At 70.2% G+C, this 14,453-nt stretch carries 4 protein-coding genes; all 4 read left to right on the forward strand.

Going from position 1 to position 14,453, the window contains the following annotated elements:
- Positions 1 to 39: 39 nt before the first annotated feature.
- The 4 genes from M1203_RS12495 to M1203_RS12510 all read left to right on the forward strand — a co-directional run bounded on the left by M1203_RS12495 (position 40) and on the right by M1203_RS12510 (position 14,437).
- The gene (locus tag M1203_RS12495; protein ID WP_249949698.1) at positions 40 to 9,561 is read left to right on the forward strand and encodes a non-ribosomal peptide synthetase/type I polyketide synthase; all 9,522 of its coding nucleotides are present in this window, start codon (positions 40 to 42) and stop codon (positions 9,559 to 9,561) included.
- Positions 9,551 to 11,215: an NAD(P)/FAD-dependent oxidoreductase gene (locus M1203_RS12500; protein ID WP_249949699.1), complete on the forward strand. Its 1,665-nt coding sequence runs from the start codon at positions 9,551 to 9,553 to the stop codon at positions 11,213 to 11,215. Before M1203_RS12495 ends, M1203_RS12500 begins: the two co-directional genes overlap by 11 nt.
- A gap of 106 nt (positions 11,216 to 11,321) precedes the next feature.
- The gene (locus M1203_RS12505) at positions 11,322 to 13,019 is read left to right on the forward strand and encodes an NAD(P)/FAD-dependent oxidoreductase (protein WP_249950022.1); all 1,698 of its coding nucleotides are present in this window, start codon (positions 11,322 to 11,324) and stop codon (positions 13,017 to 13,019) included.
- A 170-nt stretch (positions 13,020 to 13,189) separates the two neighbouring features.
- Positions 13,190 to 14,437, forward strand: coding sequence for a cytochrome P450 (locus M1203_RS12510; RefSeq protein ID WP_249949700.1), 1,248 nt, complete (start codon positions 13,190 to 13,192; stop codon positions 14,435 to 14,437).
- Positions 14,438 to 14,453 lie beyond the last annotated feature (16 nt).

A 14,453-nucleotide genomic window follows, 5' to 3' on the forward strand; every position in this document is an offset into this window, starting at 1 on the left:
TCGCGCACGTTGCGTGTTGACGACTTCGAGGACCCTTCCATGGCTGAATCGCTCCCCACCACGCCTCCCGAGAAGATCGCACTCATCGGCATCGGCTGCCGATTCCCCGGTGGCGCCGGTGACCACCGCACCTTCTGGCAGAACCTGCTGGACGGCAAGGACTGCATCACACCGACTCCGCGCGACCGGTACGACGTGACCGCCCTCGGCAGCCGGGACAGGACCAAGCCCGGCCGCCTGGTGGGTGGCCGGGGCGGATACATCGACGGCTTCGACGAATTCGACCCCGCCTTCTTCGGCATCAGCCCCCGCGAGGCCGACCATATGGACCCACAGCAGCGGAAGCTGCTTGAGGTGACCTGGGAGGCGCTGGAGGACGGCGGTCAGAAGCCGGCCGAACTGGCCGGAGGCGATGTCGGTGTGTTCATCGGCGCGTTCACCCTGGACTACAAGATCCTCCAGTTCTCCGACCTCCGGTTCGACACCCTGGCCGCGCACACGGCGACCGGCACGATGATGACGATGGTGTCGAACCGCATCTCGCACTGCTTCGACTTCCGCGGCCCCAGCGTCTCCATCGACACCGCGTGCAGTTCGTCCCTGGTCGCCGTGCATCTCGCCTGCGAGAGCCTGCGCCGGGGTGAGAGCGGCCTCGCCCTCGCCGGCGGCACCCTGCTGCATCTGACGCCGCAGTACACGATCGCCGAGACCAAGGGCGGCTTCCTGTCCCCGGAAGGCCGTTCCCGTACGTTCGACGCCGGCGCGGACGGATACGTACGCGCCGAAGGCGTCGGTGTCGTGGCGCTGAAGCGCCTGTCCGACGCTCTGCGGGACGGTGATCCGATCCACGCCGTGATCACCGCGAGCGGGGTCAACCAGGACGGACGCACCAATGGCATCACGGTACCCAGCGCCGACGCCCAGGTCACCCTGATCGAGCGGGTGTGCGCCGAGGCCAGGATCGCGCCGGGCAGCCTCCAGTACGTGGAAGCCCACGGCACCTCCACCCCGGTCGGCGACCCCATCGAGGCCGACGCCCTCACCCGGGCCCTGGCCGTCGGCCGCGAACCGGACGCCCCCTGCTATGTCGGCTCGGTCAAGACCAACATCGGGCACACGGAATCGGCCGCCGGAATCGCCGGGCTCATCAAGACCGCCCTCAGCATCGAGCACCGTAAGATCCCGCCGCACATCAACCTTGAGCGGATCAACCCCGCCATCGACCTCGCCGCCGCGCCGTTCACCATTCCGGCACAGGTCACCGACTGGCCCGCGCACAAGGGCCCGGCGCGGGCCGGCGTCAACTCGTTCGGTTTCGGCGGCACCAACGCGCATGTCCTGCTGGAGGAGGCACCGCGGCCCACCGCCGAGGCGCGGACTTCGGCGCCCCGCCCGCGCCACAGCGTCCTCCCGTTGAGCGCGCGCGACGCGTCCGGTCTGCCGGTACTGGCCGAGGCGATCCGCCGGGAACTGGCGGAGCCCGCCCCGGCCGCCCCCGGGCTGGCCCCGTCCCTCGCGGACCTCGGCCACACGCTCGCGCACCGCCGCCAGCACCATGACGCCCGGCTGTCCGTCGTCTACTCCTCCCGAGAGGACCTGGACGAGGCGCTCGCCGCGCAGGTGAGAGGCGAGGCCCATCCCCGCGTGCTCGTGGGCCGACGGCGCGAGGACCCGCGCCGACCGGCCTGGGTGTTCACCGGCATGGGCCCCCAGTGGTGGGGCATGGGCCGCGAACTGTTCGCTTCCCAGCCCGTCTACCGGGACGCCGTCGTACGCTGCGACCGCGAGATCGCCGCGCTCACCGGCTGGTCGCTCGTCGAGGCGATGAGCGTGGACGAGGCCGACTCCCACATGGCGGAGACCTGGCTCGCCCAACCCGCCAACTTCGCCGTACAGATCGGCCTCGCCGCCCTCTGGCGCGCTCACGGGGTGCACCCCGAAGCCGTCGTCGGTCACAGCACGGGCGAGGTCGCCGCGTTCTACGAGGCGGGCGTGTACAGCCTGCGCGACGCGGCGCGGATCGTCGTGCACCGCAGCCGGCTGCAACAGCGGCTGGCGGGTACGGGGAAGATGCTCGCCGTGGGCCTCACGGAGGACGAGGCCGCGCGCCGCGTCCAGCCGTACGGAGATCTGGTGTCCGTCGCCGCGGTGAACAGCCCGGCCGCGGTCACCCTCGCCGGGGACGAGACGGCTCTTGGCGCACTCGCCGAAGAGCTGCGCGCGGAGAACGTCTTCGCCAAGTTCCTGACCGTCCGTGTGCCTTACCACAGCGCCCGCATGGGGGAGATCAAGGACGAGCTGCTGTCGTGCCTCTCCGGCATCGAACCACGCCCCGCCCAGGTGCCGTTGTATCTGACCGCGCGTGAGGGCCTGGCCCACGGCACCGAACTCGACGCGGACTACTGGTGGCACAACGTCCGCGACAGCGTCCTGTTCCGCTCGGCCGTCGAGCGCATGGCGGACGACGGCCACCGTGTCTTCCTGGAGATCGGCCCGCATCCCGTGCTGGCCCACGCGATCAGGGAATGCCTCGCGGACAGACCCGCCGAGCAGTCCACCGAGGTGGTGACCCTGCCCTCCATCCGCCGTGAGGAGGACGAGGAGATCCGTTTCACCACCTCGCTCGCCGCCCTCCACACCCTCGGCCTCGACATCGACTGGGGTGTGCTCCAGCCCGCGGGGCGGCCGGTACCGCTGCCGGGCTACCCGTGGAAGCGCGACCGGTACTGGACGGAACCGGATCCCGTGGCGCTGGTCAGGCTCGGCCGGGTCGACCATCCCCTCCTGGGCCGCCGGCTGGCCACCGCGGAGCCGGTGTGGGAGACGGAGCTCGACCTGGAGACCGCCCCGTACCTGGCCGACCACCGCATCCAGGGGCGAGCCCTGTTCCCGGCCGCCGGCTATCTCGAAATGGCCGCCCAGGCGGTACGGACCCTGACCGGCGGCACGGAGACCGCGCTCGGCGACATCGAACTGCGCAAGGCCCTGTTCCTTCCCGACGACGCGTCCCGCACCGTGCAGTTGGCACTCTCCCTGGAGGACTCCTCGTTCACCGTCGCGACCGGCACCGGCCCAAGCGGGGAGCGCGCGGTCCACGCGAGCGGTGTGGCCCGCGCCGGCCACCGCCCCGCCGCCCTGGCGCCGCTGGACATCGACGCGGTCAGGGCGCGCGGCGAACGTCATCTCGACAGCGGAGCCTGCTACGCGTCGCTGAGCTCGCTCGGCTACCACTACGGTCCCGCCTTCCAGGGCATCGAGGAGGTGTGGACCGGCCGGGGCGAGGCGCTGGCCCGGATCCGCCCGCCCGAGGCCATCGGTGACGACGCGGCGGGCCACCACGTCCATCCCGTTCTGCTCGACTCCTGCTTCCAGGCTCTCCTTGCCGCCGGGAGTCTGGGCGGGCCCCGCGCCCTGCCCACCCCGGCGGGGGACGACGGCCCGGCGGGCGGCTCCACCGGCATCCTGCTGCCCCTGTCCATCGCCGAGGTACGCACCGGCCCGGTCGGCGACCGACCGCTGTGGGTCCATGCCCATGTCACCCGGCAGCGGGACGGCGAGCTGGTCGGAGACATCACCCTGTACGGTGACGACGGCCTCCCGCTCGGGCAGGTCAGCGGTTTCCGGGCCGCCGACGTGGAGCAGGCGTCGGCCGCCGTGGGGCTGGGCACGATCGACAACTGGCTCGCCGAACCCACCTGGACCGCGAGCCCTCTGGAGTCCGATCCGGCCGCTTCTCCCGCGCCCGGCGGCTGGCTGCTGTTCGCCGACGCGCCCGGCGGAGTCGCGGACGCGCTCGCGGAGCTGGTCACCGCGGGCGGCGGTCGCTGTCACCTCGTACGCCCCGGTGACTCGTACACGATGGACCGACGGGCGGACACCGCGACCGTGGTGCCCGGCAGCGTCGACGACCTGCGCCGGCTTCTGGCCGACCTGGCGGAGGACCCGGCGGAGGACCCGACGGAGGACTCGACGGGTTCCGGCGCCGTCGTCGACACCGTCGTGCACCTGTGGAATCTCGATCTGCCGGCTCTGGACGAGACCGAACGCGGGCGCCTCGAAGAGCACAGCACCACCGGGGCGTATTCCCTGGTCGCCCTGGCGCGGGCGCTTCAGGAGGACCGGCGTCAGATCGCCGCGCCCGCCGCGCTGCACATCGTCACACGCGGCGCGCAGGCAGCCGATCGCGGTGACGCCGTGGAGCCGCTGGGCGCCCCGGCCTGGGGTGTCGGCCGTGTCCTGCGCCATCAGGAACTGACCGCGCACCGGGGCACGTTGATCGACCTCCCCCTCGTCCCGGAGGGCGCGCGGACAGCCGACGGGCGAAGGGCCGAGGCGCGGGCCCTCCTGGACGAGATCCTGACGGCCGCCGCGCATCCCGGTCCGTACGAGGACGAGATCGTCCTGCGCCCCGGCCGCCGCCTCATCAGCAGGCTCACCCGTCCCAGCGGCCTCACCCGCCCTCTGCCGCCACGGCTGCGTCCGGACGGCGCCTACCTCGTCACCGGGGCATTCGGCGCCCTGGGCCGGCTCCTGTGCCGCTTCCTCGTGCGGCGGGGTGCCCGTCATCTCATCCTCGTCGGCCGTACCCCCCTCCCCGACCGGGCCACCTGGCGCGACCTGGACGGCGACTCGCGCGGCGGCCGCGACGCGCGGTTCGTCAAGGAGTTGGAGGCCCTGGGCGCGCACGCGGTCCACGCGCGGCTGGACGTCACCGACGAACCGGCCCTGGCCGCCTGGCTGGACGCCTACCGGAGCCAGGACGCCCCGCCCGTCCGCGGTGTGTTCCACCTCGCCGGGCATGTGCGGGACACACTCGTGCCCGCCATGGACCGAGCGGCCTTCGACTCCGTCCTCGCGCCCAAGGCGGCCGGTGCCTGGCTGCTCCACCGGCAGCTGCGCGACGCACCGCTCGACCACTTCGTCCTCTTCTCCTCGATCGCCTCGCTGCTCACCACCGCGGGCCAGACCAACTACGCGGCGGGCAACGCGTTCCTCGACGCGCTGGCCCACCACCGCCGCGCCCGTGGGCTGCCCGCGCTCAGCATCGACTGGGGCCCCTGGGCGACGGGCATGATCGAGGAGCTGGGTCTGGTCGAGCACTACCGCGCCAGCCGTGGCATGAGTTCGCTCTCGCCCGACGCGGGCATGGCCGTGCTGGAGCGTGTCCTCGGCCAGGACCGAGCCCAGTTGCTGGTCGCCACGGTGGTGGACTGGAAGGTCTTCCTCGCCTGGTACGCGTCGCCGCCGCCGCTCGTCTCGGAACTCGCCGACGGCGCCGACGGCGGCGCCGGATCCGACGAGGACAGCAGCTTCCTCGATGTCTTCCGCGCGGCGGACGAGGAGCGCCGCGCCGCGCTGGTCACCGAGCGGTTCACGGCGGCGGCGGCCACCGTGCTGCGCGCGCCCGTCGAACAGGTCGAGCGGACGAACAGCCTGGCCGCCCTCGGCCTCGACTCGCTCCTGGCGATGGAGCTCCGCGCTCGTGTCCTCGCCGAGACCGGTGTCGCCCTGCCTCTGGTGGCTCTGCTCAGTGGCGCTCCCGCCGCCGAACTGAGCGGCCAGCTGCACCGGGCGGCGGCGCATCTCGTCGAGGAGACGGCGGGGTCGGCGGGCGCCTCGGGTTCCGCCGCGGTCGAGATGTACGAGGACGAGTCGTGTCATCCCCTCACCCAGAACCAGAAGGCGCTGTGGTTCCTCAAGCAGCTGAACCCCGACGGCTTCGCCTACAACATCGGCGGCGCCGTCGAGGTCAGGACCCGGCTGGAGCCGGAGCTGATGTTCGACGCCGTCCGCACGCTCGTGGCGCGGCATCCCATGCTCCGCGCCAACTTCTCGCTGGAGGACGGCCGGCCGGTGCAGCGCGTCTCGGCCGCGGGCGAGCCCGATGTGGGGATGTTCGATGTCCAGGGCCGCGACTGGGACGACATTCACGATCTGATCGTCCGTGAGTACCGCCGTCCGTACGATCTTGAGCACGACCCGCTGATCAGGATCCGGCTGTTCAAGCGCGGCCCGGACCGCTGGATCATCATGAAGGCCGTCCACCACATCATCTCGGACGCCATCTCGACCTTCACGTTCATCGAGGAACTGCTCGCCCTGTACGAGGGGACGCGCGAGGGCCGCCCCGTCGAACTCCCACCCGTACCGGCCCGGTATCTGGACTTCCTGAACCGGCAGAATCGGTTCCTGGCCTCTCCCGACGCGCGCCGCATGCTGGACTACTGGCGCGGGAGCCTGCCCGCCGAGGTCCCGGCCCTCGGTCTGCCCACCGACAAACCGCGGCCGGCGGTGCAGACCCACAACGGCGCCTCCGAGTTCTTCGTCCTGGACGCGGACCTCAGCGCCCGTGTCCACGCCCTGGCCCGCGAACACGACGTGACGGTCTACATGGTGCTGCTCAGCGCCTACTACGTCCTCCTGCACCGCTACTCGGGCCAGGACCAGATCATCGTCGGCAGCCCGGTGACCGGCCGCACCGATGAGGAATTCGCCTCCGTCTACGGCTACTTCGTCAATCCGCTGCCGCTGTACGCGGACCTGTCGGGCGCCCCGTCCGTCGCCGCGCTGCTCTCCCAGGTCCGCAGGACCGTTCTCGGCGGGCTCGACAACCAGGAGTATCCGTTCGTCCTGCTCGTGGAGGAGCTGGGTCTCCAGCACGACCCGAGCCGGTCGGCGGTTTTCCAGGCGATGTTCATCCTGCTGGCCCACAAGGTGGCCTCCGAGCAGTACGGATACCACCTGGACTACATCGAACTGCCCGAGGAGGAAGGCCAGTTCGACCTGACGCTGTCGGCATACGAGGACGAGGCGGAGCGGCGCTTCCACTGCGTCCTGAAGTACAACACCGATCTCTTCCTGCCCGAGACCGTGAGCCGGATGGCCGGGCACTACGTGAATGTGCTGGACGCCCTCACCCGCGCGCCCGCCGAGCAGCCGGTGGCCCGTCTCGACCTGCTGGGCGCCGGGGAACGCGCACGCCTCGTCCATGACTCCACCGCGCGGGGGCGCTCGCTCCCCCATGACAAGCCGGTGGACCGGCTGATCTCCGAGGCCGCCGCCCGCCATCCGGACGCCGTCGCGGTCTCCGTACCGTCCGAGTCGGGCGGCACCGAGCATCTGACGTACGGCGAGCTGGAAAGCCGCGCCCGGCGCCTGGCCGGCCGGCTGGTCGACCGGGGTACGGAGCGCGGGGACGTCGTCGCCGTGTGCCTGCCCAAGTCACCCGAGCTGATCGTCACCCTGCTCGCCGTCCTCAAGGCCGGCGCCGCGTATCTGCCCCTCGATCCCGACCATCCCACCGACCGGCTCACCCTGATGCGGGACAACGCGGGGGCGGCCCTCGTCATCACCGGTGCCGGGGACCGGGAACGGCTCGCGGCCCCGGGTGTCGAGGTGATCACCGACGTCCTCGCGGAGGACGGCCCCGCCGGGGCCCTCGGGGGCGGCGGGCCACGCCGCCGCGCATCCCGCTCCGAGCCGGACTCGCCCGCCTATGTCATCCACACCTCCGGGTCGACGGGCCGCCCCAAGGCCGTGCGCGTCAGCCACCGCGCCCTGGCCGCCCTACAGGCCGCCTGGCAGGAGGAGTACGGCCTCGGCACGGACCCCGGCGTCCATCTCCAGCTCGCCGCCGTTTCGTTCGACGTGTTCACCGGCGACCTCGTCCGCGCCCTGTGCTCCGGCGGGCGGCTGGTCCTGATCGGCCGCGATCTGCTGCTCAACACCGCCCGGCTGTACGAGACGATGACCGCCGAGGACATCGACTGCGCCGAGTTCGTCCCGGCCGTCGCCCGCGCGCTCATGGACCACTGCGCGTACGGCGGCCACCGGCTGGACTTCATGCGGCTGCTGATCGTCGGTTCCGACGCGTGGAAGGTCGAGGAGTACGAGCGGCTGCGCGGCCTGTGCAGCCCCGACACGCGGGTGATCAATTCGTACGGCCTCACCGAGGCGACGATCGACAGCGCGTATTTCGAGGGCCCCACGGAAGGACTCGAACCGAACCAGCAGGTGCCGATCGGCACGCCCCTGCCGAACTGCTCCCTGCACATCCTGAGCGACCACCACGACCCCGTACCGCCCGGTGTGACGGGCGAGTTGTGGGTGGGCGGCGCGGGTCTCGCCCTCGGGTACGCGGGCGACCCCGAGCAGACCGCGGAGCGCTTCGTGTCCCTGACCCTGGATCGCGGTCCCGGGGCCGCCCCCGAGCGGCTCTACCGCACCGGCGACCTGGCCCGCAGAGACGCCGGGGGCCTGATCCACCTCCTCGGCCGCGCGGACGCGCAGCTCAAGGTGCGCGGCCACCGTATCGAACCGGGCGAGATCGAACATCCGCTGATGTCCCTGCCCTGTCTCGCCCAGGCCGTCGTCACGGTCCGTACGGATGCCCGGGGGGAGTCGGCCCTGTGCGCCTACTACGTACCGGTGGCGGGAAGCGAGCCGGATCCGGGCGAGCTGCGCGGACACCTCGCGGAGCGGCTGCCCACCTATCTCATCCCGGCCCACTTCACCGCGCTCGACGCCTTGCCGCTCACCTCGAACGGCAAGGTCGACCTCGCCGCGCTGCCGGAGCCCCGGGCCGAGTCCGGGGAGGAGACCCACGAACCGCCGGTCACGCTCTACGAGGAGCGGATGGCCGCCCACTGGCAGTCCCTGCTGTCGCTGGGAGGTGTGGGTCCCCGGAGCGACTTCTTCGCCTCCGGCGGCAGCTCCATCAAGCTCATCGAGCTGATCCACCGGCTCCAGGCCGAGTTCAACATCACCGTCCCGGTCAGCCTGCTCTTCAAGGTCACGACGCTGCACGGCATGGCCAGAACGGTCGAGGACATCATCACCGGCAAGATCTCCGGCGGCCGGCCCTATCTGATGTTCAACACCGGCCAGGGCCCCACGCTGTTCTGCTTCCCCCCGGCCGGTGGGCACGGGCTCGTCTATCGTCGACTGGCCACGCATCTGCCCCAGTACGAGCTCGCCGCCTTCAACCACATCGACGGCGACGACAAGGTGATCCGCTACGCGGACCTCATCGAGACACTCCGCCCCGAAGGCCCCTGCCCCGTATTCGGGTACTCGCTCGGCGGCAACCTCGCCTTCGAGGTCGCCAAGGAACTGGAGGGGCGCGGCCGCGAGGTCCCGCATGTGGTGATCATGGACTCGTACCGCATCCTGGAGGCCCAGTCGCTCGCCGCCGAGCACATCGAGGCGTTCGAGCACGAGTTGCGTGGCCATCTGCACCGCCACACCCGTTCCACGGCGGTCGCCGACGAAACGCTCGCTCAGGCCAGGGAGTATCTGGACTTCTGCGGCCGCACCCCCAATCTCGGTACGGTCGCGGGGACCGTCAGCGTGATCTCCGACGAGCGGAAGGCGGCCCTCTACTCGGCGGGCCGGCGCGGCACCTGGCACGGCAGCTCGACCACCCGTACCGAACTGCTGCGGGGGCACGGCACGCATGCCGAGATGCTGGACGAGAAGTACCTCGCGCGGAACGCGGAACTCACCGTCGCCATCCTGACCGGCGTCACCGGTCTCGCCGGGGGTGAGACGCATGTCGCGTGAGACCAGGCCCGTTTGGCAGCGGCGTGAGCGGAGTCCGGGCGACAAGCCCCGGATCATCATCGTGGGCGCCGGCATCGGAGGGCTGTCCACCGGCTGCTACGCCCAGATGAGCGGCGCGGAGACCCGTGTCTTCGAGCGGCATGTCCTGCCGGGGGGCTGCTGTACGGCGTGGTCCCGGCAGGGCTTTGTCTTCGACTACTGCATCGAGTGGCTCACCGGCACCGGCGCCGGCAACGACGCCAACCGGGTGTGGCGGGAGCTCGGGGCCCTGGACGGCAAGACCATCGCCAACTTCGAGATGTTCAACACCGTTGTCGACGCGGCCGGGCGCGCGGTGACGTTCTACAACGACCCCGACCGGCTGGAGAGGCATCTGCTGGAGATCTCGCCCGTCGACGCACGGCCCATCCGCGCCTTCTGCCGTGATCTCAGGCGCTTCATCGACATCAACCACTATCCGTTCATCACGCCACCGCCGCTCCAGACGCCCAGGGAGAAGCTGGCCGAACTACGCGTGATCCTGCCGGACTTCATGCTGTTCTGGCGGACGGCCGTGACCCGTATGGAGCGCTTCGCCGACCGGTTCCAGGACCCGCTGCTGCGCCGGGCGTTCCCGTTCATCTTCTTCCAGGACCACGAGGTCTTCCCGCTGCTGCCGTACCTGTTCAACATGGCCAGCGCCCACCACCGGAACGCGGGCTTCCCGCAGGGCGGCTCGCTGGGCCTGGCCAGATCGGTCGAGGAGCGGTACACCTCGCTGGGCGGACGTGTCGACTACCGCACACGGGTCGCCCGCGTCCTGGTGGAGAACGATCGTGCGGTGGGGGTGGAACTGCGCGGTGGCGAGCGGCACTACGCCGATCACGTCGTCTCCGCCTGCGACGGCTACACCACGATCCACGGGCTGCTCGACGGCAAGTACACCAGTCCCCGGGTCGACAAACTCTTCCGGATGATGGACCGTCCTGAGCTGGTCTACTCCGGGGTCGTCTCCGCGTTCGTCGGGCTCAAGGGCGAGTTCGACCCCGCGGAGAGGCACAGCACCACCTATCTGCTGTCCGACGAGGACAGCGCCGCCCTGCCGAGCGTGCTGCAGAAAAGCATGGTCGTCCAGCTGCGCTCCCGCTACTCGGACGGGTTCGCCCCACCCGGCAAGTCCGTCGTGCACTGCACGTATTTCAGCGACTACACGTACTGGAAGGACTTGCGGCGCACCAACCGCAAGGCGTACTGGGCGCGCAAGCAGGAGGTGGCCGACTTCGTCCGTGCCTTTCTGGACCGGCACCACCCCGGCATCGCCGGGGCCATCGAGGTCATCGATGTGGCCTCCCCCACGACCACCGAGCGGTACACCGGTGTGCGGGGCGGCAGCATCCTGGGCTGGAAGTCCTTCACCGACGCCGATGACGTGATCACGGAACTGATCAACAAGGACCGGATGCGGCTGCCGAGCCTGGAGGGTTTCTCGCTCGCCGGGCAGTGGTTCGGCGGTGGCAGTCTGATCCGCGCCGCCGCGAGCGGACGGTTCGTCGCCCAGTTCATCTGCCGGGAACTGGGGCTGGAGTTCCGCGCCTGGGAGAGCGGCGGAACGGAGCCATGGCATCCGGGAAAGCTGGGCCGGCTGCCACAGCTCGAACAGCGGGGTGTCCGGTGAGCACATGGTGAGCCCGGTGAGCGCCCAGGCATCGAGTTCCCACCCCAGACGTCCGGAAAATCGAGGAGGAGAGCAGCGTATGGCGCCTGCCAAGCGCAGGGAATCCATGATCATCATCGGTGGCGGGCTCGGTGGCCTGTCCACCGGCTGCTACGCGCAGATGAACGGCTACCGCAGCCAGGTTTTCGAGATGCACGAGATCCCCGGCGGCTGCTGCACCGGGTGGGGCCGGGGTGACTTCACGTTCGACTGCTGCATCAGTTGGCTGCTGGGCAATGGCCCCGGCAACGAGATGCACCAGATCTGGCTCGAACTGGGCGCCCTCCAGGGCAAGGAGATGCGCCACTTCGATGTGTTCAACATCGTGCGCGGCCAGGACGGGCGGGCCGTGTATTTCTACTGCGACCCGGACCGGCTCGAAGCCCATCTGCTCTCCCTGTCACCGGCCGACGCCCGCCCCATCCGCTCGTTCTGCGCGGGACTGCGGAAGTTCCGCTCCTGCCTTCCCGCCTATCCGTTCCTCAAGCCGGTCGGCCTGATGAGCCGGTGGGAGCGCTGGCGCATGCTGGCCGGTTTCATCCCGTACTTCAACCTCTTCCGGACCTCGATGTCCGTACTGATGACGGAGTATTCGTCACGTTTCAAGGACCCGCTGCTGCGCGAGGCGTTCAACTACATCCTGTACGAGAAGCACCCCGCGTTCCCGGTGCTGCCCTTCTACTTCCAGATGGCCGCGCAGGCGAACCTGTCGGCGGGGGTGCCCGAGGGCGGCTCCCTGGGACTCGCCCAGTCGATCGCCCAGCGGTACACCCGGCTCGGCGGCGAGATCACGTACAACGCCAAGGTCGAGGAGATCCTGGTCGAGAACGACCGCGCGATCGGGGTGCGGCTCGCCGACGGGCGCGAGTACCACGCGGACCTCATCGTCTCGGCGTGCGACGGCCCCACCACCCTGATGAAGTTTCTCGGCGGCCGGTATCTCGACGACGACTACCGGCGGCTCTTCACCCGGACCATCGAAGAGCCCGGCATGGTCTTCCCCGGCTATGTCAGTGTGTTCCTGGGCCTGCGGCGGCCCTTTCCGCAGGGGGAACCCACCACCACGCATCTCCTCGACGAGGAGACCGCCTCGCGGCTGCGCGGCATCCGGCATCCCAGCCTCAATGTCCAGTTCCGCAGCCGGTACTACCCCGAGCTCTCGCCGCGCGACACGACCGTCATCTACGCGACGTACTTCTCCGACACCGCGCCCTGGCGCGAGCTGAGCGAAGGGCCGGAACAGCTGAGCCGCCTGCGCAGGGGAGGGGAGTTGCACACACTGCCCGTGCGGCGCGGGCGCGCGTACTCGCTGGCCAAACGCCGGGTCCGGGACACGGTCGTCGACTTCCTGGACGAGCGCTATCCGGGCATCAAGGACTCCGTCCAGGTACGTGACACCTCCACCCCCCTCACCCAGATCCGCTACACGGGCAATTACGAGGGCACCTTCCTCGGCTGGCAGCCCTTCGTCGAGAGCGGCGAGGCCATGGAGGAACTGGTCAAGAAGAACGGACCGGTCCTGCCCGGCCTGGAGAACTTCTACCTCTCCGGCGTCTGGGCCACCACGGGCGGCCTCATCAGGGCGGCCGGCGCCGGACGGCAGGTCATGCAGTTCATCTGCCGCGACGACGGCATCGATTTCACCGCCTCCGTCGACGATTCCGCGCCCCCGCCGACCCATGTCCTCATCCCCGTGGGTCCCGGGTCTCCCGTGCGCGAGCCGGACACGTCCGCACCGCCCGAGCCCGTGCGTCTCCCCCACTGAGCACCAGCGACCACCATCGAGTAAGGCCGAGTAACGCCGAGCACCACTGAGTGACAGCAAACACCGTGAGCGCCGGGGACCGGCGGCGACCGCACTGCCGACCGCACTGCCGACCGCACCGCCCCAGCACCGCACCAGGAAAGACCTCACCAGGAAAGGCGGACACCCCCATGTCTCCCCTGTCCCCTCCGTCCCCCCGCCCGGACCAGCTCCCCGCCCAGCATCCAGAGCCGCTCTCCTATCCCTTCTGGACCAGCGAAGGTCTGGATCTGCACCCCGAATACCGTCAGCTGTGGGACAAGCCCCTGGCCCGGGTGCGTCTTCCCTACGGTGAGGACGCCTGGCTGGCGACCCGTCACGAGGATGTCCGCACCGTCCTGTCCGACCCCCGATTCAGCCTCGCCACGGCCGTCAGCCGCGATCAGCCCCGCATCGGGCGGATGCCCCGTACGGGAGGTGGTCTCATCGCCAGCGACGCCCCCGACCACACCCGGATGCGCTCCCTCCTGAGCAAGGAATTCACCGCGCGCCGTATCGAGCGACTGCGCGAGGACATCCGCAGGACCGCCGACGGTCTGCTGGACCGGATGATCGACACAGGACCGCCCGCCGACCTCATCGAGGATTTCGCCTTCCCGCTGCCCATGACACTTATCTGCGAACTGGTCGGCGTGCCCCACTCGGACCATCCTCATGTTCGGGCCTGGGCCGACACCGTGTGTTCGGGGAGCGCCACGCCCGAGACGATTCAACGGCGGGCCACGGAGTTCTTCGCCCTCATGCGGGGCTGGGTGGATACGCGCCGCCGGGAGCCGGCCGACGATCTGCTCACGCTCATGGTCCGGGCCTGCGACAAGGACGGGAGTGTTTCCGAGGGCGAACTGATGGGGTTGCTCAATGAACTCCTCGTCGGCGGATTCGTCACCACCACCAACCAGATCGGCAATTTCTTCTCTCTCCTGCTGCTCCCCCGCGACAGCGAGGAGGACCTGATGGCCCGGCTGCGCGCCGAGCCCGGTCTCATCCCGAAGGCGGTCGAGGAACTGCTGCGCTATGTGCCGCTGCTCAACGGACTGAGCCTGCCGCGCTACGCCACGGAGGACACGGAGCTGGGCGGGGTCCTCGTCCGCGCGGGCGAGCCCGTCATCGTCTCCCCCTCCGCCGCGAACCGGGACCCCGGTGTTTTCGACGACCCGGACCGGGTGATTCTCGACCGTGCCAACAACTCGCATGTGAGCTTCGGGCACGGGACGCACTACTGCCTCGGCGCCCACCTCGCCCGGCTGGAACTTCAGGTGACTCTGGAACGGGTGCTGAGCCGTATGCCGGACCTGCGGCTGGCCGTTCCCGTGGACGAACTGCGCTGGCGCTCCAAGGAGTTCTTCAGCGGTCTGCACGAGCTGCCCGTCACCTGGTGACCCGCTGACCGGGTGC

The sequence above is a fragment of the Streptomyces sp. 35G-GA-8 genome (assembly GCF_023534745.1).
Taxonomy (GTDB): domain Bacteria; phylum Actinomycetota; class Actinomycetes; order Streptomycetales; family Streptomycetaceae; genus Streptomyces.